Below are 25113 nucleotides of genomic sequence, written 5' to 3'. Positions count from 1 at the left end.
CGTAAGCCTGGCGGAAAGGCCGGAGTATAACAGAGCAATCACGGCGCGCTGCTTTCCTGCTGCTCAACGGCGTGTTCGGAGGCTGATATCGGTGCGGTTTGCGCCTGCATCCCACCATATTTGGCGCTCAAGGCGGCATAGGCCGGCTCTTGCTTGAAACGCTTGAGCTCGGCGGCAAAGCGCTGTACCAACAGGTCCATGCCGGCTCCACGGCGCACCGCGAGAAATTGTTGTTGGCGGCTGACCACCACTGCCGCCTGGCTGACTTTGCCCTCAAGGCCCAGCGTCTTGATGATGTGCTGCCCCACTCGCCGGTCAGTCACGACCATATCGATGCGCCCGAGCATCAGCTTGCCGAAATTGGCTTCATGGCTGGGGGCAGGCTCGCGCTCGAATGCGCTGGACCCACTGAATGTCTCGCCATAGAGGTAGCCGGGCGAGATGCCGACAGTCAGGCCACGCAGCTCATCGAGGGTTGTGGCGGGGTGAGGGCGATCATTGGCGTAGAACAGGACGAATTCGACTTCCGACAAGGGTTCACTGGGGTAGAGCAACTGGGCGTCGCGTTCATGGCTGTGGAAAATATCCAGCGCGCCATCGGCGTGACCCTGCTCGAGCATCGCCAGGCAGCGCTTCCAGGGCAGGAATTGCCATTGCACTTCCACGCCCAGACGTTGGAACACGGCCACTGTGGTTTCGTAATCCAGGCCGGCCCTGGTGCCGTTATCGTCGTAGACATAGGGCGCCCAGGGCTCGGTGACAATGCGCAGTTTCTCGCCATGAGCGACCAGGCTCAGGCAAGAAAAAAGCACAGCGGTCAGTAGCTTGAAAATGGCGGGCATACCTTGAGGTTACGACGCTCCCGACAGAAAGAGAAGCTCTACCACGCGCATTGGCGGGCGGTGTTATTTCGCCGGAGCGTCCAGCAAGTGTTCGTGGATCGCGGCGCGGCGCTCGCCCAGTATCAGCCGCACCACGGGGTTGGCGAACCAGTGTTCCAGTTGGTGGGCATCCAGTGGACGCTTCTGGCGTTCTTCCTGGTTTTGTCGTGCCTTGTCCCACCAAACCGGACCGCAGGCCTGATCGAATTCGTTTTCGTGTTCGTAGCAGCCATAGAGGATTTCACGAATGAACTGCTGCTGGTGCTTGGGCAGCAGCAAGGTAATCAGCTTGTACATCATGCGCTGCACGCGCGGCGGGCGCGGCAGGTGCGAGGAGACCTGGCGGGTATCGGCCAGGGCCTGTGCACTGGTTGGGGCACTGGCGTGTTTGGCGATCCACGCCTTGACCTTGGCCCGGAACAGCTGTTTGCGGCTCCAGTAATGGTGGATCAGGTCCGGGCATTCGCGCACGTTGACGGTGCGGTAGGCGGCGATGGACAGGCAGAACTCTTCCAGGGTGTAGGCGCCCTGGGCGTGGGGGAACAGTTCATCCATCAATTCGATGGAGCGGTCGAGGATGTGTGCATCCTGTTGGGTCAGGCCCATGACCCCGGAATTGAGGGTCATCATGTCATCGTCGGCCACGCCCATCTCCAGCAGGCGCTGATGCAGGGCGGTGTAGAGGATACTTTCGTGGTTGTCGCCGTACTTGGTGTAGAAGGCGTTGCACAGCAGGGTGCCGGGCTGCACGCGCTCGAACAGGGCGATGGGCGAATGGTGGAAGAACGTGTCGGTGTCGATCAGCAGCGCCACCTCGGACTCTTCCAGTACCTGGCGCAGTACCACGTGTTTGGTGCGGAAATGATAACCGTGGGGCTCGCTCCAGCGTTTGCGAGTGGCCTCGTCCAGTGGGCGCACGCGTACCGGCAGCAGGTGATAAGGCTCGGGATTGTCGGTGAACACCTGGATGTCCAAGTTCGCGTCCGGGGTGTCCTGCAGGAACGCCAGTGCGCTGGCGATGCTGAATACCGCTTCCTGGTGGTAGGTCTGGGCACCGAAGACCAGATAGACCAGTTGCGGGCGGGAAGTCGGGGACACTGTATTCATGGACTGCGGGGTTCCGTGGGTCACGTAAAACGACAAAGGCCCTCGTCTGAGGGCCTTGGTACAACCGAACAGACCTCAGCGTGGCAGCTTGAGGTTGTTCCAGACAGCAAGACTGGGTTCAGATTGGTTCAGGGTATAGAAATGCAACCCTGGCGCACCACCCTGCAACAATTGCTCACACATCTCGGTGATGACCTGTTCGCCGAAGGCCTGGATGCTTTTGACGTCGTCGCCATAGGCTTCCAGTTGCTTGCGCACCCAGCGGGGGATTTCGGCACCGCAGGCGTCGGAGAAACGTGCCAGCTTGCTGTAGTTGGTGATCGGCATGATGCCCGGCACGATCGGGATATTCACACCCATCGCTTGTACACGCTCGACGAAGTAGAAGTAACTGTCGGCGTTGAAGAAGTACTGGGTGATTGCACTGTTGGCGCCGGCATTGGCCTTGCGCACGAAGTTCTGCAAATCGTCTTCGAAATTGCGCGCCTGGGGGTGCATCTCCGGGTAAGCGGCCACTTCGATATGGAAGTGATCGCCGCTTTCTTCGCGGATGAAACTCACCAGGTCATTGGCGTAGCGCAGCTCACCGCTGGCCATGCCCATGCCGGACGGCAGGTCGCCACGCAAGGCGACGATACGCTTGATGCCGGCGGCTTTGTATTGGGTCAGCAGACCACGCAGGTCGGCCTTGCTGTCGCCCACGCACGACAAGTGCGGAGCGGCGGGAATTTTGACTTCGCTTTCCAGCTGCAACACGGTGTTGATCGTGCGGTCGCGGGTCGAACCGCCGGCGCCGTAGGTGCAGGAGAAGAAGTCGGGGTTGTAGCTGGCCAGCACCTTGGCAGTGGCCATCAGTTTTTCATGCCCAGCATCGGTCTTGGTCGGGAAAAACTCGAAGCTGTAGCGACGGTCTTGGGACATGGTAATACCCTTGGAAACTCGAAAGCCTGGAAGGCATACGCAATCGATGCGGGTGCCTGGCTTTCTGTGGGAGCTGGCTTGCCTGCGATAGCATCAGCTTGGTGTTACTGGAACACCGAGGCGTCTGCATCGCGGGCAAGCCCGGCTCCCACAGAAGAGCCGGCGCCAGCAAGGCCGATCAGTAGCGGTAAGCGTGCGGCTTGAACGGACCTTCAACCGTCACACCGATGTAGTCGGCCTGGGTCTTGGTCAGTTGAGTCACGACGCCGCCGAAGCCGCGGACCATTTCCAGGGCCACTTCTTCGTCGAGTTTCTTGGGCAGTACTTCAACGGTCAGGCGCTCGGCTTTCTGGGCTGGCGACAGGTCGGCGTACTTCTGTTCGAACAGGAAGATCTGCGCCAATACCTGGTTGGCAAACGAGCCATCCATGATGCGGCTTGGGTGACCAGTGGCGTTGCCCAGGTTCACCAGGCGGCCTTCGGCCAGCAGGATCAGGTAGTCATCGTTCTGTGGGTCGAAATTGCCGGCGCCGGTACGGTGAACCTTGTGCACCTGCGGCTTCACTTCTTCCCACGCCCAGTTCTTGCGCATGAATGCGGTGTCGATCTCGTTGTCGAAGTGGCCGATGTTGCAGACAACGGCGCGCTTCTTCAGGGCCTTGAGCATGTTCGCATCGCACACATTCACGTTACCGGTGGTGGTGACGATCAGGTCGATCTTGCCCAGCAGGGCCTTGTCGATGCTTGCTTCGGTGCCGTCGTTGATACCGTCGATGAACGGCGAAACCACTTCGAAACCATCCATGCAGGCTTGCATGGCGCAGATCGGGTCAACTTCGGAGACCTTGACGATCATGCCTTCCTGACGCAGGGACTGGGAGGAACCCTTGCCCACGTCACCGTAGCCGATCACCAGGGCTTGCTTGCCCGACAGCAGGTGGTCGGTGCCGCGCTTGATCGCATCGTTCAGGCTGTGACGGCAGCCGTACTTGTTGTCGTTCTTGCTCTTGGTCACCGAGTCGTTGACGTTGATGGCCGGGATCTTCAGCTCGCCCTTGGCCAGCATATCCAGCAGGCGGTGCACGCCCGTGGTGGTTTCTTCGGTCACGCCGTGGACGCGGTCGAGGATCTGCGGGTACTTCTTGTGCAGCAGTTCGGTCAGGTCGCCGCCGTCGTCGAGGATCATGTTGGCATCCCATGGCGCGCCATCCTTGAGGATGGTTTGCTCCAGGCACCACTCGTACTCTTCTTCGGTCTCGCCCTTCCAGGCAAATACCGGGATACCGGCGGCAGCGATAGCGGCGGCGGCCTGGTCCTGAGTCGAGAAGATGTTGCACGAGGACCAACGCACTTCGGCACCCAGGGCAACCAGGGTTTCGATCAGTACGGCAGTCTGGATGGTCATGTGGATGCAGCCCAGAATCTTCGCGCCCTTGAGCGGCTGTTCAGCGGCGTACTTGCGACGCAGGCCCATCAGGGCCGGCATTTCGGATTCGGCGATAAAGGTTTCGCGACGGCCCCAGGCAGCGAGGGACATGTCGGCGACTTTGTAGTCGTTGAAATCTGCAGGCGTCATTACAGCGCTCATAGAGAGCCTCCATTCGTAGTGTGCGAATGGGCGCCGTTGTGCGTTTAGTATCAGGCCAGGGCAACCAGGCCGGACAACGCCCCATCCGAGCCTGACAGGTTGAACCTGCTGCAGCGCCCCTCGGACAGGTGGCGGGAGAACGGTATCAATCGAAGATGACCGTTTTGAAACGGAGGCGATTATAGCCGTGTATGTGGCACTTCCCAAGCCTTTCTGTCGGCGGCATGAAGATCGCGCATGGGGGCGATAGGCAATGGCTCATAGAGCTTGGGCCCTGGCTCTGCCATGATGTTGCCCATCATTTGGCAAGACGCTTTGGAGTGATCATGAACTTCCACACCCGCAAATGGGTAAAACCCGAAGACCTCAACCCCAACGGCACCCTGTTCGGCGGCAGCCTGCTGCGCTGGATCGATGAAGAAGCAGCCATCTACGCGATTGTCCAATTGGGCAACCAGCGCGTGGTGACCAAATACATCTCCGAAATCAACTTTGTCAGCGCCTCGCGCCAGGGCGACATCATTGAACTGGGTATCACCGCCACTGAGTTCGGCCGCACCTCCATCACTCTGACCTGTGAAGTGCGCAACAAGATCACCCGCAAAAGTATCCTGACGGTGGAAAAAATGGTCTTCGTCAACCTGGGCGAAGATGGTTTGCCGGCGCCCCATGGCCGTACCGAAATCAAGTATGTGAAGGACCAGTTCCAGGACGAAGGTCTTTCTGAGTAACACCTGCGCGACGTGATTTGCGTTACCGAATCATTCCGTGTGGATCCTTGCGAGGCTCTCTCATCACTCAGGCCTACACCCTGTAGAGAGAGCCTCATGTATGAAAGTCTCCAGTTCCGTTGTAGAAAATAAGCCTCTTTCGTCTCAAACCTTCAGCCAGGACGTGAAGACGCCTTTGGTCAAGGGCGTGGGCGAGCGCAACCTGAGTATTTATCGGCATAGCGATGGCCGCGTCGAGGTGCTGCTGTCCCCGCCGCCGCCTGCTCATTTGGTGCTCAGTGGCGGTGGTGCCAAGGGCATTGCCTTTCCCGGGATGGTGCAGGCGCTTGAAGACGCCGACAAACTCAAAGACGTCAAGGTGGTGTCGGGCTCGTCTGCCGGTGCGATTTCTGCAGCGTTACTCGCCAGTGGCATGGACGCGAAGGCGTTCACGCAGTTGTCGAACAGTCTCGACTTACCTAGCCTGCTCAACAGCAAGGATCCGATCCTGGCCTGGCTGCAGGATGCCAGTTCCAAACTTGGCAAGCTTGCCGGCAATCTACCTGGCCCGGGCGGCAATATTTCGCAACTGCTGCTGACCCTGCTGCCGCGCCTGCAAACCGAGGGGCAGCCCCTGGAAGAATTGATTCGCAACCAGTCACGTCAATCGATTCTTGCCCATGTCGAGCGCATGCCCATGGCGGACCGCCCGCCTGAAGTCACGCAAATCGTCGACCGGCTCAAAGCCGGAGCCGGGCCCACCTTTCGCGACCTGGAGGTGTTGAGCCGCCATATTCCGGCGATCAAGCAACTGAACATCACGGGCACAGGCATGTTCGACGGTCGTCCACAGTTGGTGGTGTTCAATGCCAGCCTGACGCCAGATATGGACATCGCCCGTGCTGCGCTTATTTCGGGGGCGTTGCCGGGCCTGTTCAAGAGCCCGTCCGAACAGGGCCATGGGTTTCAGGCGGATGCAGAGGTTACGGCGTTTCAAGACGGAGGGCTGCTCCTCAATACCCCTGCCCCCGGTGTCATTGAACGTTCGTTTGCGGAGAGCCCTTTGGGCAAGGACGAATCGCTGATCGTCAAGTTCGAATCCGAGCAGAGCTCACCACCGCGCCAGAGCGGTGACTTTTTCAGCCATTTGGCTGACACGTTCACAGGCACGCCGCATACCGCGGCTGAAACCTACCAAAATGACCGGCTCAAGGCGTTCTCGGATCAAACGGTGACATTGCCGTTGAACTCGAACAAAGGCGATTTTCGCGGCCTGCTCAACGGCACCGTCAACTTCACCATGACCCTTGAACAGAAACAGCATTTGCAGGCCCAGGCTCGCCAATCGGTGTCGAGCCACCTGCAAAAGCGTGAACTGACACGTGAGCGCCATGAGTTCGCCTCCCTGGACGATGCTGTGTTGGCGATGGATGATCAAATGCTTGCCAGCGTGCAGGGTGAATTGCGCAAGGACCCCGCCAGCGCAGACGCAGTGCGGTTTCGCGATGAGGCGAAACAGGCGTTGGAGGCGTTGAACAGTGCAATCACCGAAGCCAACCAATCCGACACGTCCCTGAAGATTACTCCGAAGATTGCTGCGGCCTTACGCAATCTGGACTCTCTCGCCAGCAGGCCCGAGCACATCGAGTGGTTGGGCAAACGTCTGAATACGCCGGGCCAGCGTAATTTCCAGCAGCTTTTACAGGTGGGCGCCAAGCAAAAATCGGGCAGTGTGCCAAGTATGTCCAAGGTATTGAGCAGTGCGGTCGCCGAGATGCAAAGTCGGGATATCGGGGTGAAAGCTGAACACTTTACGCGGGAGGTCATCTACCCATCGCTGTACCGTCCTGGCCAGCCGGCATCCAACGTTGAGCTGCTGCAGCGTGCGGTGCGTGACTTGAAAGAGGTGAAGACGCCGCAAGACTTCAATAGCGTGCTCGATGGCATCATCAAATACTATCAAGCGCGCAATAAACCCTGGAGCAAACCCTTGAGTTCCACCACCGTGGAACAGGCCAAGGCGTGGCGCATTCCGGTTTAATTGCCGGGTCATTGAACAGCCATCGTCGCGGCATGTCGTAGCTTCAGGCACCCCTCGGACTTTGGTACATCATGGCCACTCAAGCAGACGGCAAGACCCCCAACCTGTCGCAGGAAGAGCAGCAGGACGTCGACAAGAACCAGCCGCCCCGTGCGGCGGTTCTTCACGAAATCATCCGTACCCAGGGCGACCAGGAGCTGGAGCGCAGTGTCGCCGCCTTATGGTGGTCGGCACTGGCCGCCGGACTTACCATGGGCCTGTCGTTGATGGCGATGGGTTTGCTCAATTCACGCCTGCCGGACGCCGAGGGCTTCAAGGTGATAGCCAGTTTTGGCTATTGCGCGGGGTTTCTGGCGGTGATCCTCGCACGCCAGCAATTGTTCACCGAAAACACCCTGACCGCGGTGCTGCCGGTTATGAGCAAACCCACTCTGGGCAATGCTGCACGTCTGCTACGACTATGGACAGTCGTGCTGGTAGGCAATCTGTGCGGTACTTTGCTGGTGGCTTACGTGATGTTGCATTTACCTATTTTCGATACCAAGACCGACCTGGCCTTTCTTGAAATCGGACGCAAGATCATGGAGAACGACTCTGGCCAGATGTTTGCCAAGGGCATCGTTTCCGGCTGGATGATCGCCACCATGGTGTGGATGATCCCATCGATGGAAAGCGCAAAGATGTGGATCATTATCCTGATCACATACCTGATGGCCCTGGGTGACTTCACGCATATCGTCGTCGGTTCGGCGGAAGTGTCTTACCTGGTGTTTGCCGGCGAGCTGCCGTGGAAGGATTTCTGGCTGGTGTTTGCCGGACCGACCCTGGCGGGCAATATCATCGGCGGCAGTTTTATCTTCGCCCTGATCAGCCATGCGCAGATTCGCAGTGAGAGCAGCCTGCCAGGCAAAGCTGCTGCGGACCCGAGGCATCCGCAGCCGACTAGAAAAGATCAGTGATGTTCAGGCGTGGCCTGGGGTTCGCCCCGGGTCACGTGTTTGACCAGCTTGCCGATGCTCAACCCCTGCAACAGGATCGATGACAGCACCACGATGTAGGTGATGCTCAGCAACAAGTCGCGCTCCGGACCCAAGGGCAGCGCCAAGGCCAAGGCCACCGAGACACCGCCACGCAAACCACCCCAGGTCAGGATGCGGATAGTGCCGCGCGGTACCGTGCGCCAGCGCCGCAGCAGCAAGATCGCCGGGGCCACCGTCAACAGGCGCGAGAGCAGGATCGCCACGGCGAGCAAACTGGCCGCGAATACGTGCAGCCAGTTGAATGGCAACAGCAGCAACTCCATGCCGATCAACGCAAACAGCAAGGCGTTGAGCATGTCATCAAGCAGTTCCCAGAAACCATCCAGGTAGCGACGCGTCATGTCGTTCATCGCCAGCTTGCGCCCCAGGTTGCCGATGATCAGCCCCGCGACCACCATTGCAATCGGTGCGGACACGTGCAGTTCCGAAGCCATGGCCGAACCGCCGATCACCAGGGCAAGGGTCAGCATCACTTCGATCTGGTGCTGTTCGATACTCTTGATCATCAGGTACACGAGGTAGCCGATCAGCCCGCCGAATACCACGCCGCCTATGGCCTCGTGGGCAAACAGCAGGGCAGTGGCGCCCACGGTGGGCGTCTCGCCCAACTGCGCGATACCCAGCAGCACGGTAAACACCACCACGGCGGTGCCATCATTGAACAGCGACTCGCCGACAATGGTGGTCTTCAGTGGTTTCGACGCATTGGCGGTACGCAGCACGCCGAGCACCGCAATCGGGTCTGTAGGCGAAATCAGCGCGCCGAACAGCAGGCAGTAGAGGAAGCTCACGTGCCAGCCGAACAGGGCGAAGATGTAGTACGCCAGGCTGCCGATCACCACGGTGGCGATCAACACACCAAAGGTGGCCAGCAGGCCGATGGGCCAGCGGTAACTGCGCAAGTCGTTCAAGTTGACGTGCAAGGCGCCGGCGAACAACAGGAATGACAGCATCCAGTTCATCAGCAAATCGCCGAAGTCGATCTGGCCGATCAGTTGCTGGATGCGCTCCTCCAGGCCGGGATAGCCGATAAAGCTCAGGCCCTGCAGGATCAGGGAAAAAATCAGCGCAGTGATCATTACACCGATGGTCGGCGGCAGGCCAATAAAGCGGAAGTTCACATAGGTGAGCAGGGTGGTGAGGCAAATGAAGGCGGCGACAAGTTCGAGCATCCGGGGTCCTTGGAGCAGGGAAATGTAGGCGCATGGGGTGCGCCGAGGTGGCGTTTAGTATAAACAGGTGAAGTTACATCACGAATCAATTGAGGCGGTTCTGGTGGTAGCGACAGCCCTGGTGCTGGTGCGCAAGCGTGCGGCCTTCAGCCTGTTCTGGCGCACTCAATGGCGGTTGGGCCTGAGCGTGGGATTGTGCGTGTTGTTGAGCTACGCTTTGGTGCTTTGGGCCATGCAGTTGGGCTCGATTGCCGAGGCGGCGGCGTTGCGGGAAGTCAGCGTGATCCTGGTGGTGCTGTTCGGCATGCGTTACTTGAAAGAACCTTTTGGGCGGCCACGGCTCATAGCTTGTGGGTTGGTGCTGATCGGCATGTTCGTGATGAAACTCTAACCGTCGGATAAATCCAAAAAAGGAATGAGTGATGACAGTCGCTTTCTGGTGTGTGTTGATCGCAATTTTTCTGCCCTATCTATGCACGGGTGTCGCCAAGTTCAGCACGGGAAAGTTCGGAGCTCGGCACAACCACGACCCGCGTGCTTTCCTCGATACCGTTGAGGGTGTCGCCAAGCGCGCCAACAATGCGCAACTCAACAGCTTTGAAGTGACCCCGGCGTTTGCCGCGGCAGTGATCATTGCGCACATGGCCGGCAACGCCGAGCTGGTGACGATCAATGTGCTGGCGGTGCTGTTTATCACCAGCCGCCTGCTGTACATCATTTGCTACCTGGCCGATTGGGCGATTTTGCGTTCGCTGGTGTGGGCCGTGGGAATGGCGTTGATTGCGAGTTTCTTCTTTGTCTCGATCTAACGCCTGAGCAAATCCTTTGTGGGAGGGGGCAAGGGGAGTCGTCTCACCGCCCCTCCCACATTTCATTATCAGCGTCTGTCAGGTGCCGGCGGGGGCATCCGGTACTTGCGGCAGAGCCGCGCCTTTGGGCCACAGCATCCAGATTTGCCCTTGTTGTTTCATATTTCCTGCCAGCTCTCCCGCCGCATCACCTGTGCCCCAGAACAAGTCTGCCCGTACTTCGCCGGTGATTGCGCCGCCGGTGTCCTGGGCCGCGACAGGTCTGGTGATCGGTGAACCATCGGGTTTGGTGGTCGACAACCACAATAGGCTACCCAGCGGGATGACCTTGCGGTCCACTGCCACGCTGTAGCCGGCGGTCAATGGCACGTTCAGCGAACCGCGTGGGCCTTCGTTACTGTCGGGGCGTGCGCTGAAGAATACGTAGCTGGGGTTGCTCGCCAGCAGTTCGGGAATGCGCTGCGGATGTGCCTTGGCCCAGGCGCTGATGGCGCCCATGGTCACCTCTTCTTTTTTCAGCTCGCCTTGCTCTACCAGCCAACGGCCGATTGGGCGGTACGGGTAGCCGTTCTGGTCGCCGTAACCTACGCGCAGTTGGCGCCCACCCGCCAGTTGAATACGCCCTGAGCCCTGGATTTGCAGGAATTGCAGGTCCATTGGGTCGGTCAGCCAGGCGATCGGCTTGGCAGTGGAGCCCTGGCTGTTGACGGTGCTGGCGTCGTCATAAGGTTTGAGCACCCGACCTTCCAGGCGTCCACGCAGGCGCTTGCCTTTAAGCTCCGGGTAGATGCTTTCGAGGTTGACGATAATCAAGTCATCCGGCACGCCGTAGACCGGCACATGGGCGGTAGCGGTTTTGGTCAGGCTGCCGGGGTAGACCGGCTCGTAATAACCGGTGATCAAACCATTGGGTGTGTTGTTGGCCGAACGCAAGCCGAAGACATCGAGGTGTTCCTTGAGAAAGCCGCGAACCGCCACGGCATCGCCCGGTACGCTGGCCGCTGCCGCGCAGGTGGTGCCCCATACCGGGTCGGCCTTGAGGCGCTGGCAGGCGCTGCGCCAGGATTCAAAACCGGCCAGCAAATCGCTGTCGGAAACCACCGGCAAGGCTTCCCAGGGTGCACTCACATAGGTGGCGACCGCATGGGGTTTGGCTTCTTCTTTGGCGACCTCTTTGCCGGCATCTTTACCTGCATCGCAGCCGGCCAGCAGTGCGATCATTGGCAGAGCCCACGCGAGTCGGCGGCTCCAGGGTTTCGCGGTGATATTCATGTAAGCACTTCCTGAAGCGATTACCCATGCTTCACTGCATTCGGGCAACCCTTATTATTAATAGGGCTATTGGTCTTTGCGGGCGGGGCGAGGATACTGGCCGCCGTTTCCCGTGACCTGAAGCCATCATGATTCTAAAAAAACTGACCGTTGTACTGCTGGCCTGCCTGGCCTTGTCCGCCTGTGGCGGTGTTGACCCCAATTCCCCACTGGGCCAACGCAAGGCGATCTTCAAGCAGATGCTCAAGACCGGCGAAGACCTGGGCGGGATGTTGCGCGGGCGTATCCCGTTCGACGGTGCCAGGTTTGCAGAAGGCGCGGTCAAGCTGGATGCGTTGTCCCATGAGCCGTGGAAGCACTTTCCAAGCGTGCGCGAAGAAGATCACACCAGCGCCAAGGACGACGTGTGGCAGAAACAGGCGCAGTTCCAGCAACTGGCCCGCGACCTTGAGGCGGCCACCGGTGAATTGGTGATCGCCAGCCAAGTGCAACCCTACAAGGCCAGCAACCTTCAGCCGGCGGTGCAAAAAGTCGAAGACGCCTGCAGCGCCTGTCATAAACAGTTCCGCGATCACTGATCGTTTTTACTGGTCGAGTTCTTCCACCGCGTCCTGTAGTTCTTTGCGCGACTCGGCCAGTTTGTCCTTACGCTTGTTGATCTTGTCCGGATCGCCTTTTTTCATGGCCTTGTCGAGGTCGGCCTGACGGCGGGAGACTTCGTGCTTGGCGTCGAGCACCTTGTTTTCACGTTCTTTTTTCAAGGAGGCGTCGGTGCAGTTGGCGGTGACTTCGCTCAGGGCTTTTTCCAGGCCGGCCTGTTGGGCGCTGTTACCGTGGGCCTTGGCTTGTTCGATCTGGGTGCTGATGGCCTGGCGCTTGGCGGCGCAGCCGGTGAGCGGCTGCGCTTCTTCGGCGGCCAGCAGTGGCATGGTTGTGAAACTTGCGAGGGTCAGCAAGGCAAAGGGGGCGAGAAATTTCATCTATAAAGCTCCAAGGTCGCAATCAGGTGGCCGGGTGGCGTTCAAAACCCATCTATCCCGGCCTCGCGTAATGTTTCAGCCAAGGCTTGCACCTGCGGGTCGCGAAAAAACGCGCTCAGTTGCGCTGCACGACCCGGGCCGATGCCGTCTGAGGCCAGCCAGGCTTGGGTGTCTTTGGCGGCCAGCGTCTGCCAGTCGCCCTCCAGGTTGTTGCGCGCCGCTGGCGGTACGCCCAAGGCCTTGAGCCATTGTGAAAAAGGGCGTTGCCGGGCGTTGTTAAAACTGTCGAGCACTCGCTCACGAGTGCGATCACCGAAGCCCTCAATGGTAGCAAGCTGCGCCGCATCCAGGGTTAACCAATCGAGAAAGCCTGCGATTAGACCGGCCTGGATCAATATGTTCCAGGTTTCACGGCCCATATGTGGCAAGGCCAGGCCCTGTTTGCCGCTCAGCCAGGTGAGGCGGGCGAGCAACTGATCTTCGCAGCCGGGCTCCAGTTGCCAGCAACTCAGGGCGTGAAAATCGCGAGGGTCGGGTAGCTGCACGTCCACACGGGTTTCGTTGCGCAGGATCACCTCGTCCAGTCGGGGGATAACCTGGCCCGCCAGGCTGATCGACACATGGTCGCCGGGGCGGATATCCAGGGCTTGCCAGCGTTTCAGGGAGCCGGCGCTGACCCGGCTGATCTGCCGATCATCCAGCCACACGGGTTCCAGTTCGAGGATGGGGGTGATGCGCCCGGTGCGACCGACCCTGAATTGCACCTTGCGCACCAGTGCCAGGGCTTTGATGGCTGGGTACTTCCAGGCGACCATCCAGTAAGGCGCACTGGCTTGCCAGCGCTCGGCGGGTGCCCGCGCAGCCTGGTGCAGCACCACGCCATCGCTGGCGAAGGGCAACGGTGCGTTGTACCAATGCGTGCGCCAATGAGCGGCTTCGCTGATGTGCTCAATGGGATGGCTATAACGCTGTGTATCGCTGAAGCCCCAGCGCGTCAGCGTGGCCAGGCGTTCGGTGAAATCCGCCGGACCGTCAGGCCAGGCCCAGATGAACAAGCCGATGCCTGCCGCCTCAGCGTCGCTCAATTGTCGCCGGTTCATCAGCCCGGCCACTTTGCTGCGCGCATTGAGCCCACCGTTTATCGCTTGCACATGGTGATCAAGGCGCCAGTAAAGTTCGCCTTGCAGCACCACATCAATCGCGTCCGGCAGCTGTTGGACGATACCGGGGATCCTGGCGGCCGAGGCCGACCAATCGTGGCCCAGCACGCCATCGCCTCGGCTGATGAGCTGCTGCAAGCGGCCCTGGCGATAGACGAGCGTCACCGCTACACCATCGACCTTGGGTTGGATCCATACGTCCTGGCGGGTGTTGAGCCACTCCTTGACTGCCGGTTCGTCCGGCAGCTTTTCCAGGCCGGTGTGCGTGACCGGGTGGCGTAACGTGCCGCGTGAACTGGCCAGCGGGTTATTAGCCTGCGGCGCAGGTTGGCGGGTGCATTCGCGCCAATGCGCCAGGCGCTGGCGGGCCTGGTCGTAGAGTTCGTCACTGATGGGGGATTGGCCCTGGCGGTGGTAACTGTCGTCCCACTGGCTGATCTGCCTGGCCAAGCTGTCGAGTTGCAGGTGAGCGTGATCGGGGCACGTTTCTGCCCACGTCCAGCTGGATAAAACACTGAGAAAAAAAGCCATGAACTTATGCATCATGAGCATCCGTGCTCGAAAAGGGAGCCCAGCCTAAGTCATCCAGGCGCCCACAAAAAAGCCCCGATTGCTCGGGGCTTTTTACCGGGTGTTTCTGTATACAGCGCGAACGCTTACAGGCCTGCAGCGATACGCAGGTCGTTGGCGCGGTCGGTTTTTTCCCAGGTGAAGGTGCTGAAGGTGTCATCGCCAACAGTCTTCTGCGCAGGGGTACGGCCGAAGTGGCCGTAGGCTGCGGTTTCCTGATACATCGGGTGCAGCAGGTCGAGCATGGTGGTGATTGCGTAGGGGCGCAGGTCGAAGATTTCACGTACCAGCTTGACGATTTTCTCGTCGCTGATCTTGCCGGTGCCGAAGGTGTTCAGCGAGATCGACGTAGGCTGCGCCACGCCAATGGCGTAGGAAACCTGAATTTCGCAGCGCTCGGCCAGGCCGGCAGCCACGATGTTCTTGGCCACGTAACGACCGGCATAAGCGGCCGAACGGTCAACCTTGGACGGATCTTTACCCGAGAACGCGCCACCGCCGTGACGGGCCATGCCGCCGTAGCTGTCGACGATGATCTTGCGACCGGTCAGGCCGCAGTCGCCCACCGGGCCGCCGATGATGAACTGTCCGGTCGGGTTGATGTGGAACTGGGTGTCCTTGGTCAGCAACTCGGCAGGCAGCACGTGCTTGACGATCAGCTCCATCACGCCTTCGCGCAGGTCGGCGTAGGACACGTCCGGGTTGTGCTGGGTCGACAGCACAACGGCGTCGATACCCACGACTTTGCCGCCTTCGTAACGGCAGGTCACCTGGGACTTGGCGTCCGGGCGCAGCCAAGGCAATACCCCGGATTTACGTGCTTCGGCCTGGCGTTGCACCAACTGGTGCGAGAAGGTGATCGGCGCCGGCATCAGCACGTCGGTTTCATTGCTGGCGTAGCCGAACATCAGGCCCTGGTCGCCGGCGCCCTGGTCTTCAGGCTTGGCACGGTCTACACCCTGGTTGATGTCAGGCGATTGCTTGCCGATGATGTTCATCACGCCGCAGGTCGCGCCGTCGAAGCCGACGTCGGAGCTGTTGTAGCCAATGTCGGTGATCACGTCACGAACGATCTGCTCCAGGTCGACCCAGGCTGTAGTGGTGACTTCGCCGGCGATGATCGCCACGCCCGTTTTCACCAGCGTCTCGCACGCCACACGGGCGAACTTGTCTTCAGCGATGATAGCGTCCAGCACCGCGTCAGAAATCTGGTCGGCGATTTTGTCCGGATGCCCTTCAGACACGGACTCGGAGGTGAAAAGGGAGTATTCGCTCATCTCGATGTTTTCCTGATATTTACCGATGGTGAGTGTCGCCAGCCGGTCGCTGAAAATGGCGGACCTGAATCTGGAAACCATTACGTAAACCTACATAGAGGCTTTCCCCGGGAACGAGTCCCGCAGCGGTGGCCCAACGGGCCAGATCGTCCTGTTCAAAACCCAGCCAGAGATCACCGCAGGCCTCCTTGGCCCAATTCTGGTTGTGGCTGCATAAATCCGTAACCAGCAGGCTACCGCCGGGGTGCAGTAACCCGGCCATTTGCTTGAGGGCGTCGGCGGGGGCGGCGAAATGGTGCAAGACCATGTTCAGCACCACGCAATCGGCCCGCAGGCTGGTGTCATTCAAGGCGTCGGCCAACTGCAGGCGCACATTGCCCAGGGCTTCGCGTTCACAGAGTTGGCGCGCCAGTTCAAGCATTGCCGGGCTGTTGTCCAGCGCCGTCACCTGCCCGAAACGTCGTGCCAGGTCGGGCAGAAAGCCGCCATCGCCAGGGCCGACTTCCACGGCCGTTGCTTCACTACTGAAGCTCAGCTTGTCCAACAGCGCCAGTACGCTTTCGCGGTACTGGGGCAAGCCGGCGATCAGGTCCTGCTGGGCGCGAAACTTGTCGGCAACCCGGGAGAAAAAGTCCTGGCTGGCGGCGGCGCGTTGCCCGTGGACCTGGCCGATGCGCGACTGTACGTCGCTCGGCAGGCCCAGGTTATCCACTTCCTCAAGCAAGGCGGCGTGCAGTTTGCCGCCCAGCTGTTCGGTATGGGGCAGGGCGCGGCGGTAAAAAATCGCATTACCTTCGCGGCGCGTGGCGACCAGGTCGGCCTGGGCCAGCACCTTCAAGTGGTGGCTCATGCCGGATTGGCCGATGGCGAAGATCTGCGCCAGTTCCAGCACCCCGAACGAATCGTTGGCCAGTGCGCGCAATACGTTCAGGCGCAACGGATCACCTGCAGCCTTGCAAAGGGCTGCCAGTTCATCGCCGTCGTCAGGACGCAGGGAGGGCACGGGTAGGTTCATAAGGCCAGCAGTCTAGTGACGGGTGTAAATCCCTGCAAGGCCAATATCAAAAAGTTTTGATATTGATCGATAAGTGGCGGTTATAAGCCGCCGCTATAACCTTTAGACGAACCAGTTAAAGGTTTCTGCAACCTATTGCCGTCCAAACCACAGGAAAAACACCCTCAAGTGACTATCTGTCATTGCCCGCAGGCGGTGGCTGAGGGAAAATGCCGGTCCTTTTTTCCGTTTCTTTATAAGTAAACTCCAGGAGATCAGCGATGCCCAGCCGTCGTGAGCGTGCCAACGCCATTCGTGCCCTCAGCATGGATGCCGTGCAAAAAGCCAACAGCGGCCATCCCGGTGCCCCGATGGGCATGGCGGATATCGCCGAGGTACTTTGGCGTGACTACCTGAAACACAACCCGAGCAACCCGTCGTTCGCCGACCGTGACCGCTTCGTGCTGTCCAACGGCCACGGCTCGATGCTGATCTATTCGCTGCTGCACCTGACCGGCTACGACGTCACCATCGACGACCTCAAGAGCTTCCGTCAGCTGCACAGCCGCACCCCCGGTCACCCGGAATTCGGCTACACCCCAGGCGTGGAGACCACTACCGGTCCCCTGGGTCAGGGCCTGGCCAACGCTGTCGGCTTCGCGCTGGCTGAAAAAGTTCTGGGCGCGCAATTCAACCGCCCCGGCCACGACATCGTCGATCACCACACCTATGTGTTCCTGGGTGATGGCTGCATGATGGAAGGCATCTCCCACGAAGTCGCCTCCCTGGCCGGCACCCTTGGCCTGGGCAAGCTGATTGCCTTCTACGATGACAACGGCATTTCCATCGACGGCGAAGTCGAAGGCTGGTTCACCGATGACACCCCCAAGCGTTTCGAAGCCTACAACTGGCAGGTGATCCGCAACGTCGACGGCCACGATCCGGAAGAAATCAAGATCGCCATCGACACCGCTCGCAAGAGCGCGCAGCCAACCCTGATCTGCTGCAAGACCACCATCGGTTTCGGCTCGCCGAACAAGCAAGGTAAAGAAGACTGCCACGGCGCCCCACTGGGTGACGCGGAAATCGCCCTGACCCGTGAAGCGCTGAAGTGGAACCACGGCCCGTTTGAAATCCCGGCCGATATCTACGCCGAATGGGACGCCAAGGAAAAAGGCCTGGCCACCGAAGCCGAGTGGGACCAGCGTTTCGCGGCCTACTCCGCCGAATTCCCGGAGCTTGCCAACGAGCTGGTTCGTCGCCTGGCCGGTGACCTGCCTGCCGACTTCTCGGCAAAAGCCTCGGCCTACATCGCCGAAGTCGCGGCCAAGGGCGAGACCATCGCCAGCCGTAAAGCCAGCCAGAACACCCTGAACGCCTTTGGCCCGCTGCTGCCTGAGATCCTCGGCGGTTCGGCTGACCTGGCCGGTTCCAACCTGACCCTGTGGAAAGGCTGCAAAGGTGTCTCGGCCGAAGACGCCAGCGGCAACTACATGTACTACGGCGTGCGCGAGTTCGGCATGAGCGCCATCATGAACGGCGTGTCCCTGCACGGCGGCCTGGTGCCTTACGGCGCGACCTTCCTGATGTTCATGGAGTACGCACGTAACGCCGTGCGTATGGCTGCGCTGATGAAGAAGCGTGTGATCCATGTGTACACCCACGACTCCATCGGCCTGGGTGAAGACGGCCCGACGCACCAGCCGGTCGAGCAATTGACCAGCCTGCGCACCACGCCGAACCTGGACTGCTGGCGCCCAGCCGACGCGGTCGAATCCGCCGTGGCCTGGAAGCACGCCATCGAGCGCAAGGACGGCCCTTCGGCGCTGATCTTCTCGCGTCAGAACCTGCAACACCAGGTGCGTACCGATGCGCAGATCGCCGACATCAGCCGTGGTGGTTATGTGCTCAAGGACTGCATCGGCGAGCCGGAGCTGATCCTGATCTCCACCGGTTCCGAAGTGGGCCTGACCGTTCAGGCCTACGACAAGCTGACCGCGCAGGGCCGCAACGTTCGCGTTGTATCCATGCCATGCACCAGCGTGTTCGAAGCCCAGGACGCCGGCTACAAGCAATCGGTGTTGCCGCTGCAGGTCAGCGCGCGTATCGCGATCGAAGCGGCTCACGCTGACTACTGGTACAAGTACGTGGGCCTGGAAGGCCGCGTGATCGGCATGACCACCTATGGTGAGTCGGCGCCGGCGCCAGCGTTGTTCGAAGAGTTCGGTTTCACCCTGGAAAACATCCTGGGTCAGGCTGAAGAGTTGCTGGAAGACTAAGTCAGTCTGCGTTGTCTGCACTGGCGCTATCGCGGGCAAGCCCGCTCCCACATTTGGATCGCGGTCCAATGTGGGAGTGGGCTTGCCCGCGATGGCGTCAGAACATTCAACACCGAACTAACCTTGATCGAGAACCCCATGCCCCAACCGCGTCCCTACAAAGTTGCACTCAACGGCTACGGCCGCATTGGTCGTTGCGTCTTGCGTGCTCTGTTCGAGCGAGGGGCGGCAGCCGGGTTTGAAATTGTTGCAATCAACGATCTGGCCGACATGGCCAGCATCGAATACCTGACACGCTTTGACTCCACTCACGGGCGCTTTCCCGGCGAAGTGCGGGTCGACGGCGATTGTCTGCATATCAATGGCAACTGCGTACAAGTGTTGCGCAGTGCCACCCCCGAAGGCATCGACTGGAAAGCACTGGGCGTCGACCTGGTGCTGGAATGCTCCGGTGTCTATCACACCCGTGCCGATGGCCAGCGTTTTCTCGACGCCGGTGCGCCGCGTGTGCTGTTTTCCCAACCGATGGCCAGCGAGGCGGATGTCGACGCCACCATTGTCTACGGCATCAACCAGGATTGCCTGACCGGTGATGAGCTGCTGGTGTCCAACGCTTCGTGTACCACCAACTGCAGCGTGCCGTTGTTGCGTCTGCTGGATCAGGCGATCGGCCTGGATTATGTGTCGATCACCACGATTCACTCGGCGATGAACGACCAACCGGTGATCGACGCCTATCACCACGAAGACCTGCGCCGCACGCGTTCGGCGTTCCAGTCGGTGATTCCGGTATCCACAGGCTTAGCTCGCGGCATCGAGCGGCTGTTGCCGGAACTTGCCGGGCGAATCCAGGCCAAAGCCGTACGTGTGCCGACGGTGAATGTGTCTTGCCTGGATATCACCATGCAAACCGTCAGCGACACTGATGCGACGGAGGTCAACCGGATACTGCGTGACGCCGCGACCAGCGGCCCGCTCAAAGGCTTGCTGGCCTACACCGAGTTGCCCCACGCCAGTTGTGATTTCAACCATGACCCGCATTCGGCGATTGTCGATGCCAGCCAGACTCGCGTTTCCGGCCCCAGGCTGGTGAACATCCTGGCCTGGTTCGACAACGAATGGGGCTTTGCCAACCGAATGCTGGATGTTGCGGAACATTATCTGCACATCGCCGCTAAACAACCTCAACAGTAATTCAGGAACTGCGACCCATGACCGTGTTGAAGATGACCGACCTCGATCTGCAAGGTAAGCGCGTACTGATCCGCGAAGACCTCAACGTCCCAGTCAAGGACGGTGTGGTCACCAGCGATGCGCGAATCCTGGCCTCGCTGCCGACCATCAAGCTGGCCCTGGAAAAAGGCGCGGCCGTGATGGTCTGCTCCCACCTGGGCCGCCCGACCGAAGGTGAGTTCTCCGCCGAAAACAGCCTCAAGCCTGTCGCCGAGTACCTGAGCAAGGCCCTGGGCCGTGACGTGCCACTGGTCACAGACTACCTGGGCGGCGTGGACGTGAAAGCCGGCGAGATCGTGCTGTTCGAAAACGTGCGCTTCAACAAGGGCGAGAAAAAGAACAGCGACGAACTGGCCCAGCAATATGCCGCTTTGTGCGATGTGTTCGTGATGGACGCTTTCGGCACTGCTCACCGCGCTGAAGGTTCGACCCACGGTGTGGCCAAGTTCGCCAAGGTTGCTGCTGCCGGCCCACTGCTGGCTGCTGAGCTGGATGCGTTGGGCAAGGCCCTGGGCGCTCCGGCCCAGCCAATGGCGGCCATCGTTGCCGGTTCCAAGGTTTCCACCAAGCTGGACGTGCTCAACAGTCTCAGCCAGATCTGCAACCAGTTGATCGTCGGCGGCGGCATCGCCAACACCTTCCTGGCCGCAGCCGGCCACCCGGTGGGCAAATCCCTGTACGAACCGGACCTGCTGGATACCGCCCGCGCCATCGCCGCCAAAGTCAGCGTGCCATTGCCGGTGGACGTGGTCGTTGCCAAAGAGTTCGCTGAAAGCGCCGAAGCCACCGTCAAGCTCATCGCTGACGTGGCCGCTGACGACATGATCCTGGACATCGGCCCGCAAACCGCGGCCAATTTCGCTGAACTGCTCAAGGCATCCCAGACTATCCTGTGGAATGGCCCGGTAGGCGTGTTCGAGTTCGACCAGTTCGGCAACGGCACCAAAGTGCTGGCCAAAGCCATTGCTGAAAGCTCGGCTTTCTCCATCGCCGGCGGCGGTGACACCTTGGCGGCCATCGATAAATATGGCGTTGCTGATCAGATCTCCTACATTTCTACCGGTGGCGGCGCCTTCCTCGAATTCGTCGAGGGCAAGGTTTTGCCGGCCGTGGAAGTGTTGGAAACCCGAGCCAAGGGCTAAGGCTCGCGTGATCAGGAAAAGGAGCGTTCCCATGATCAAGTCGTTGGCACTGGTGATCGCAGCGGGCCTGTTGGCCGGCTGCAGCGGCACACCCAGCGCGGCGCCGGAGGCGGACAACGCCAAGGCACCGTTGAACAAAAGCTGTTACCAGGCTGACTGGCAAGCCGAGACCATGCCGGTGATCAACAAGCGCATCGGCAACGAACGGCTGGAGAAATACGACTCCGCGCCCAACGGTCAGGAACAGGGTTGCCCTTGACGGGTCTGATCCACTAACCAACAGCAACGGCGGCCCCAGGTCGCCCTGCGAGGATTGGCAATGAAAGGCGTTTTCGCCCTGGCAGCCCTGGCCCTGTTGGCCGGTTGCAGCAGCATGAACATGTTCAGCAAGGCCGCAGAGCCTGCCGACAAGTGGACCACCTGGACCTGCGACAGCAAGGCCGAGCTCAACTGGCGCTTCGCCAACCAGGCCCGTTCCGAAGTGGATGTACGCCTCGGCGGTTCGGACCAGGTTTACCGTCTCAAGCAAGAGGTAGCCGCCTCGGGCGTGCTGTACAGCGACGGCCAATTGGCGTTTCACACCAAAGGTGAGGAAGGCCTGGTGTACTGGGTGGCCACCGATGATTTGATTGGGCGCGGCTGCAAAGCCAACTGAACCCATCAGCAATAACGATTCAGCAGCTCAAGCTCAACCCCTTGATCTGCAATAACTTGAATAGCAGCCGCCGCTACGGCAGGCTTGCACGATTAACGACCCTCGACCGGGAGAGACAACACAATGGCACTTATCAGCATGCGTCAAATGCTGGACCACGCAGCCGAGTTCGGCTACGGCGTCCCAGCCTTTAACGTCAACAACCTTGAGCAGATGCGCGCCATCATGGAAGCCGCTGACAAGACCGACTCCCCTGTGATCGTCCAGGCTTCGGCCGGTGCGCGCAAATACGCCGGTGCCCCGTTCCTGCGTCACCTGATCCTTGCGGCCATCGAAGAATTCCCACATATCCCGGTGTGCATGCACCAGGACCACGGCACCAGCCCTGACGTGTGCCAGCGCTCCATCCAACTGGGCTTCAGCTCGGTGATGATGGACGGCTCCCTCGGCGAAGACGGCAAGACCCCAACCGACTACGAGTACAACGTACGCGTCACCCAACAAACCGTGGCCATGGCTCACGCCTGCGGCGTTTCGGTCGAAGGCGAGCTGGGCTGCCTGGGTTCGCTTGAAACCGGCATGGCCGGCGAAGAAGACGGCATCGGCGCCGAAGGCGTGCTGGATCACAGCCAGATGCTGACCGACCCGGAAGAAGCGGCCGACTTCGTCAAGAAGACCCAGGTCGACGCCTTGGCCATCGCCATCGGCACCAGCCACGGCGCCTACAAGTTCACCAAGCCACCTACCGGCGACGTGCTGGCTATCGACCGCATCAAGGAAATCCACAAGCGCATCCCCAACACCCACCTGGTGATGCACGGTTCTTCCTCGGTACCGCAAGAATGGCTGGCGATCATCAACCAGTACGGCGGCGACATCAAAGAAACCTACGGCGTACCGGTTGAAGAAATCGTCGAAGGCATCAAGTACGGCGTGCGCAAGGTCAACATCGACACCGACCTGCGCCTGGCATCTACTGGCGCAATGCGTCGCCTGATGGCCACCAACCCGAGCGAATTTGACCCACGTAAATTCTTCGGTGCCACCGTGACCGCAATGCGCGACGTGTGTATTGCTCGCTACGAAGCGTTTGGTACTGCGGGTAATGCTTCGAAGATCAAACCGATCTCGCTGGAAGCAATGTACCAGCGTTACCTCAAAGGTGAGTTGAACGCTTAGGTGAATTAAGCCTTATGCGTTTGAAGAGAAGCCCGCAGTGATGCGGGCTTTTTTTTAGCTGCGATTCCATCATGCTCATCGCCTGCGCGCCCTCTTCAGTCAAATAAAGTTGTTTCCCAGGTTTGTCGGCCATGCCTATAATTTCGAAAAGGCATAACCATTATTTCTAATTTATTTAAATAACTGTCAAGAATTACAGTGTCGAGCCCTGTCATCTTCCTTCAGTATGAGCTTTCAAGGAATCTAAAGGAGTGGATGATAGTGAAAGGTGTCAATGCCGCAAAAGCGGTATCAGCTCGATCAACTATCAATGTGTTATTGCGTGTGATGGCAGTGATGAGTATGGCCGCCTCGATCGGACATGCATACGCGGCTACTACCTGTCCCACCAGCGAACAAGTCACCTCCACGGACCAACATGAATGATTGCCTGACACTTCGCTAACATAACCTGTTTAAAATTTGGCAGTGCTCGACGTCACGGTATTGGCGAACTTCTTTAAAAAAATAACGAAGCATGTATTTATGAGGACTGGAATGATGGGGTGCAAGGGTATGAAACTATTGTTTCCAGCCGCTTTGGTTGGGCTGGCAGCTTTGGCCGGATGTGCTCGGCAGCATCCTGCAGCGGTATCAATGTGCCCGGCCATCGGTGCCATTCAGCAAGAGAAACAGGAGCAGGGCTATCGTTACGTCTCTGTTGCGCCGGGCGCTGGTTGGAGTGGAGAAAATCCCTATGCACAGGAGTCCTATCTGGCTGGATTGAAGTTCATTTCCGCCGGGATCAGACCCGGGCAAAACGGACCTTTTGTTGCCTGTGATTATGAGGGTCCTGAACATTTTGCCTTTCTGCGTATGTCCCGGCGTTTCTTGACGCTGCCACAACCGGTACAACCGAACTGGGACGATAATGCCTTCTGCAAGCCAGGCTCTGGCAATGTAGCTGATTGCAGGTTTCTCGGCTATTGAGCTAAAAAAGCTTCCCGAGTGTAGGTATTTACCCTCTCATTGGTAACTAGTTTCTAATTTCAATGTGCGTCGTTGACAGTGCCTCGGTTATTGTTTTGGATAGGTTTTATGGCTGTTCGGCCATGCATTCAATTGACGAACTTGTGGGAATTAGAATATGAGGTTAGGGAAGTTGCTCGCACTCACCGCTGTTGCATTTGCAACCGCTGTTGCGGGGCGTTTTGCGCTGGCGGAGGTCATGACAGCGACGATAGATGCCAAAGGGGAAGTCGTGAAGCAATCCCCCATTTGGATAAAACAAGTAGAGCGCTCTGCACATCCTGACTACTTCTCCGACTACAAAGTCAGGTTCGTACCCGGCGTTTTCAAAGAGGTTCCGTCATTTTGCTCGGTGTCGGTAGTTGATGTCCGTTCCGACGATCATATTTATTACGCGCATGCAAAGTTGGGAAGCATTCCGGCTATCAACTATGTCAACGTGCTGACACTGAAAGTAGGTGATAACAAACCAGCTGGGGATTCCTCGATGAGCTTTATGTTGATGTGTATCAAGTAACCTGATGTGACCCAGAAAGAACCCGCGCTGTCGGCGGCGTACACGCTGAGCAACCCGGCTTTGTTGAGGTTGATCACATAGGTGAAGCTCTTCTCCAGCGGCACGTTGGAGGCGACGATGATGACCTGGCTCTCGGCCTCGTCCGGGCGCATGCGCACCTTGGCGACGATGTTGCCGGTCTGGGTTTTTTCCTTGAACTGGTACTCCAGCTTGATCAGTGGTTTCTGGCTGTCATAGGCGTGGATCTGGCCGGATGAGGGCACCTGATTGACCGCCAGGGTGGCGCGCAGGAAGTTGTCGGCCTCGGGGTAGGTCCAGTTGCGCAGGCGCCCGTCGGCGTAGGTTTCGCGCAGTTCGCTGCGTGGGTAAATGGCGTTTTCGGTGCGGGTGCCGGTCACGGGGGTCCAGAACTGCACGTGCTGCTTTTGGCCTGAATTGCATCAGACGTAAGGTAATTGAAATGTCCGTCATAAGGGACATAATCAGATTAATTTAGTTGAAAGTTCGATATAGGTGACATTTTGCTCATCACGACCCCTCCGCTATTTGAAAAGTGAGTTGAGCGCTAAGGTGAGCTG

22 protein-coding genes, 2 pseudogenes and 1 riboswitch are annotated in these 25113 nt (G+C 59.2%); of the genes and pseudogenes, 13 read left to right on the top strand and 11 right to left on the bottom strand.

All coding sequences use genetic code 11. The features are described from left to right. Window positions 1–38 precede the first annotated feature (38 nt). From IH404_RS26570 to ahcY, 4 genes are all read right to left on the bottom strand, one after another. Window positions 39–842 carry a transporter substrate-binding domain-containing protein gene (locus tag IH404_RS26570; RefSeq protein ID WP_005792222.1) on the bottom strand — a complete coding sequence of 268 codons (804 nt, stop codon included), beginning with the start codon at window positions 840–842 and terminating at the stop codon, window positions 39–41. 63 nt (window positions 843–905) lie between these two features. Continuing rightward, window positions 906–1988, bottom strand: coding sequence for a hypothetical protein (locus IH404_RS26565; protein ID WP_194439469.1), 1083 nt, complete (start codon window positions 1986–1988; stop codon window positions 906–908). Window positions 1989–2063: 75 nt separating this feature from the next. Further along, a complete protein-coding gene (gene metF / locus IH404_RS26560) occupies window positions 2064–2909 on the bottom strand; it encodes a methylenetetrahydrofolate reductase [NAD(P)H] (protein ID WP_005792219.1) in 846 nt (281 codons plus the stop codon). Between the two features lie 178 nt (window positions 2910–3087). Next, entirely contained in the window at window positions 3088–4497 is a 1410-nt protein-coding gene (gene ahcY, locus IH404_RS26555) for an adenosylhomocysteinase (protein WP_005792218.1), read from the bottom strand. Between the two features lie 21 nt (window positions 4498–4518). Next, window positions 4519–4625, bottom strand: a riboswitch (S-adenosyl-L-homocysteine riboswitch). 198 nt (window positions 4626–4823) lie between these two features. On the opposite strand from ahcY, the gene IH404_RS26550 reads away from it, so the two are divergent. The 3 genes from IH404_RS26550 (at window position 4824) to IH404_RS26540 (ending at window position 8207) form a co-directional block, all read left to right on the top strand. After that, entirely contained in the window at window positions 4824–5228 is a 405-nt protein-coding gene (locus IH404_RS26550) for a hotdog domain-containing protein (RefSeq protein ID WP_005792217.1), read from the top strand. Window positions 5229–5328: 100 nt separating this feature from the next. Next, window positions 5329–7248: a patatin-like phospholipase family protein gene (locus IH404_RS26545; protein ID WP_194439467.1), complete on the top strand. Its 1920-nt coding sequence runs from the start codon at window positions 5329–5331 to the stop codon at window positions 7246–7248. Between the two features lie 71 nt (window positions 7249–7319). Then, window positions 7320–8207: a formate/nitrite transporter family protein gene (locus IH404_RS26540; protein ID WP_005792214.1), complete on the top strand. Its 888-nt coding sequence runs from the start codon at window positions 7320–7322 to the stop codon at window positions 8205–8207. Here IH404_RS26540 and IH404_RS26535 read toward each other — a convergent pair. Beyond that, window positions 8201–9460, bottom strand: coding sequence for a sodium:proton antiporter (locus IH404_RS26535; RefSeq protein WP_194439465.1), 1260 nt, complete (start codon window positions 9458–9460; stop codon window positions 8201–8203). The genes IH404_RS26540 and IH404_RS26535 overlap by 7 nt on opposite strands. A 124-nt stretch (window positions 9461–9584) precedes the next feature. Between IH404_RS26535 and IH404_RS26530 the strand changes: the two are divergent. Further along, window positions 9585–9851 (top strand): annotated as a pseudogene (locus IH404_RS26530) (EamA family transporter); the annotation flags it as partial. Between the two features lie 31 nt (window positions 9852–9882). Continuing rightward, window positions 9883–10269, top strand: a complete 387-nt coding sequence (locus IH404_RS26525; RefSeq protein WP_005792210.1) for an MAPEG family protein — start codon at window positions 9883–9885, stop codon at window positions 10267–10269. Between the two features lie 78 nt (window positions 10270–10347). On the opposite strand, the gene IH404_RS26520 is transcribed toward IH404_RS26525, so the two are convergent. Further along, complete coding sequence (locus IH404_RS26520; protein WP_078822541.1) at window positions 10348–11541, bottom strand: MltA domain-containing protein; 1194 nt, start codon at window positions 11539–11541, stop codon at window positions 10348–10350. A gap of 128 nt (window positions 11542–11669) precedes the next feature. Here IH404_RS26520 and IH404_RS26515 point away from each other — a divergent pair, with 128 nt between their 5' ends. Beyond that, entirely contained in the window at window positions 11670–12119 is a 450-nt protein-coding gene (locus IH404_RS26515) for a cytochrome c (RefSeq protein ID WP_005792207.1), read from the top strand. A 6-nt stretch (window positions 12120–12125) separates the two neighbouring features. Here IH404_RS26515 and IH404_RS26510 read toward each other — a convergent pair whose 3' ends face one another. From IH404_RS26510 to IH404_RS26495, 4 genes are all read right to left on the bottom strand, one after another. After that, window positions 12126–12521 carry a DUF1090 domain-containing protein gene (locus tag IH404_RS26510; protein WP_078822540.1) on the bottom strand — a complete coding sequence of 132 codons (396 nt, stop codon included), beginning with the start codon at window positions 12519–12521 and terminating at the stop codon, window positions 12126–12128. Window positions 12522–12562: 41 nt separating this feature from the next. Further along, a complete protein-coding gene (gene ligB / locus IH404_RS26505; RefSeq protein WP_194439463.1) occupies window positions 12563–14227 on the bottom strand; it encodes an NAD-dependent DNA ligase LigB in 1665 nt (554 codons plus the stop codon). Between the two features lie 110 nt (window positions 14228–14337). Beyond that, on the bottom strand, window positions 14338–15528 hold the full coding sequence (metK, locus tag IH404_RS26500; protein ID WP_032878996.1) for a methionine adenosyltransferase: 1191 nt from the start codon (window positions 15526–15528) through the stop codon (window positions 14338–14340). A 19-nt stretch (window positions 15529–15547) separates the two neighbouring features. After that, window positions 15548–16543, bottom strand: coding sequence for a metalloregulator ArsR/SmtB family transcription factor (locus tag IH404_RS26495; protein WP_005792202.1), 996 nt, complete (start codon window positions 16541–16543; stop codon window positions 15548–15550). Between the two features lie 260 nt (window positions 16544–16803). Here IH404_RS26495 and tkt point away from each other — a divergent pair, with 260 nt between their 5' ends. The 7 genes from tkt (at window position 16804) to IH404_RS26460 (ending at window position 23979) form a co-directional block, all read left to right on the top strand. Further along, a complete protein-coding gene (gene tkt / locus IH404_RS26490) occupies window positions 16804–18801 on the top strand; it encodes a transketolase (RefSeq protein ID WP_005792201.1) in 1998 nt (665 codons plus the stop codon). A 138-nt stretch (window positions 18802–18939) separates the two neighbouring features. After that, window positions 18940–19995, top strand: coding sequence for an erythrose-4-phosphate dehydrogenase (epd, locus tag IH404_RS26485; protein WP_005792200.1), 1056 nt, complete (start codon window positions 18940–18942; stop codon window positions 19993–19995). Between the two features lie 17 nt (window positions 19996–20012). Continuing rightward, on the top strand, window positions 20013–21176 hold the full coding sequence (locus IH404_RS26480) for a phosphoglycerate kinase (RefSeq protein WP_005792198.1): 1164 nt from the start codon (window positions 20013–20015) through the stop codon (window positions 21174–21176). A 31-nt stretch (window positions 21177–21207) separates the two neighbouring features. After that, complete coding sequence (locus IH404_RS26475) at window positions 21208–21435, top strand: hypothetical protein (RefSeq protein WP_005792197.1); 228 nt, start codon at window positions 21208–21210, stop codon at window positions 21433–21435. Between the two features lie 60 nt (window positions 21436–21495). Next, window positions 21496–21831, top strand: a complete 336-nt coding sequence (locus IH404_RS26470; RefSeq protein ID WP_005792196.1) for an MliC family protein — start codon at window positions 21496–21498, stop codon at window positions 21829–21831. Window positions 21832–21954: 123 nt separating this feature from the next. Then, window positions 21955–23010: a class II fructose-bisphosphate aldolase gene (fba, locus tag IH404_RS26465; RefSeq protein ID WP_194439461.1), complete on the top strand. Its 1056-nt coding sequence runs from the start codon at window positions 21955–21957 to the stop codon at window positions 23008–23010. Between the two features lie 555 nt (window positions 23011–23565). Beyond that, complete coding sequence (locus IH404_RS26460) at window positions 23566–23979, top strand: DUF3757 domain-containing protein (RefSeq protein ID WP_164366064.1); 414 nt, start codon at window positions 23566–23568, stop codon at window positions 23977–23979. A gap of 585 nt (window positions 23980–24564) precedes the next feature. Here IH404_RS26460 and IH404_RS26455 read toward each other — a convergent pair. Then, a pseudogene (locus IH404_RS26455) lies at window positions 24565–24954 on the bottom strand (polysaccharide lyase family 7 protein); the annotation flags it as partial. Between the last annotated feature and the right edge of the window lie 159 nt (window positions 24955–25113).

It is taken from the genome of Pseudomonas sp. OST1909 (genome assembly GCF_015277575.1).
GTDB lineage: Bacteria > Pseudomonadota > Gammaproteobacteria > Pseudomonadales > Pseudomonadaceae > Aquipseudomonas > Aquipseudomonas synxantha_A.
This window is presented reverse-complemented; position numbering and strand designations above follow the sequence as displayed.

What these genes read in the sequence shown, in the direction of transcription:
- IH404_RS26480 (WP_005792198.1), top strand. Translation starts at nt 20,013, where the DNA reads ATGACCGTGTTGAAGATGACCGACCTCGATCTGCAAGGTAAGCGCGTA.
- ahcY (WP_005792218.1), bottom strand. Translation starts at nt 4,497, where the DNA reads ATGAGCGCTGTAATGACGCCTGCAGATTTCAACGACTACAAAGTCGCC.
- epd (WP_005792200.1), top strand. Translation starts at nt 18,940, where the DNA reads ATGCCCCAACCGCGTCCCTACAAAGTTGCACTCAACGGCTACGGCCGC.
- metK (WP_032878996.1), bottom strand. Translation starts at nt 15,528, where the DNA reads ATGAGCGAATACTCCCTTTTCACCTCCGAGTCCGTGTCTGAAGGGCAT.
- IH404_RS26545 (WP_194439467.1), top strand. Translation starts at nt 5,329, where the DNA reads ATGAAAGTCTCCAGTTCCGTTGTAGAAAATAAGCCTCTTTCGTCTCAA.
- IH404_RS26520 (WP_078822541.1), bottom strand. Translation starts at nt 11,541, where the DNA reads ATGAATATCACCGCGAAACCCTGGAGCCGCCGACTCGCGTGGGCTCTG.
- IH404_RS26495 (WP_005792202.1), bottom strand. Translation starts at nt 16,543, where the DNA reads ATGAACCTACCCGTGCCCTCCCTGCGTCCTGACGACGGCGATGAACTG.
- IH404_RS26470 (WP_005792196.1), top strand. Translation starts at nt 21,496, where the DNA reads ATGAAAGGCGTTTTCGCCCTGGCAGCCCTGGCCCTGTTGGCCGGTTGC.
- IH404_RS26550 (WP_005792217.1), top strand. Translation starts at nt 4,824, where the DNA reads ATGAACTTCCACACCCGCAAATGGGTAAAACCCGAAGACCTCAACCCC.
- IH404_RS26460 (WP_164366064.1), top strand. Translation starts at nt 23,566, where the DNA reads ATGAAACTATTGTTTCCAGCCGCTTTGGTTGGGCTGGCAGCTTTGGCC.
- fba (WP_194439461.1), top strand. Translation starts at nt 21,955, where the DNA reads ATGGCACTTATCAGCATGCGTCAAATGCTGGACCACGCAGCCGAGTTC.
- IH404_RS26570 (WP_005792222.1), bottom strand. Translation starts at nt 842, where the DNA reads ATGCCCGCCATTTTCAAGCTACTGACCGCTGTGCTTTTTTCTTGCCTG.
- IH404_RS26540 (WP_005792214.1), top strand. Translation starts at nt 7,320, where the DNA reads ATGGCCACTCAAGCAGACGGCAAGACCCCCAACCTGTCGCAGGAAGAG.
- IH404_RS26565 (WP_194439469.1), bottom strand. Translation starts at nt 1,988, where the DNA reads ATGAATACAGTGTCCCCGACTTCCCGCCCGCAACTGGTCTATCTGGTC.
- ligB (WP_194439463.1), bottom strand. Translation starts at nt 14,227, where the DNA reads ATGATGCATAAGTTCATGGCTTTTTTTCTCAGTGTTTTATCCAGCTGG.
- metF (WP_005792219.1), bottom strand. Translation starts at nt 2,909, where the DNA reads ATGTCCCAAGACCGTCGCTACAGCTTCGAGTTTTTCCCGACCAAGACC.
- tkt (WP_005792201.1), top strand. Translation starts at nt 16,804, where the DNA reads ATGCCCAGCCGTCGTGAGCGTGCCAACGCCATTCGTGCCCTCAGCATG.
- IH404_RS26475 (WP_005792197.1), top strand. Translation starts at nt 21,208, where the DNA reads ATGATCAAGTCGTTGGCACTGGTGATCGCAGCGGGCCTGTTGGCCGGC.
- IH404_RS26535 (WP_194439465.1), bottom strand. Translation starts at nt 9,460, where the DNA reads ATGCTCGAACTTGTCGCCGCCTTCATTTGCCTCACCACCCTGCTCACC.
- IH404_RS26510 (WP_078822540.1), bottom strand. Translation starts at nt 12,521, where the DNA reads ATGAAATTTCTCGCCCCCTTTGCCTTGCTGACCCTCGCAAGTTTCACA.
- IH404_RS26525 (WP_005792210.1), top strand. Translation starts at nt 9,883, where the DNA reads ATGACAGTCGCTTTCTGGTGTGTGTTGATCGCAATTTTTCTGCCCTAT.
- IH404_RS26515 (WP_005792207.1), top strand. Translation starts at nt 11,670, where the DNA reads ATGATTCTAAAAAAACTGACCGTTGTACTGCTGGCCTGCCTGGCCTTG.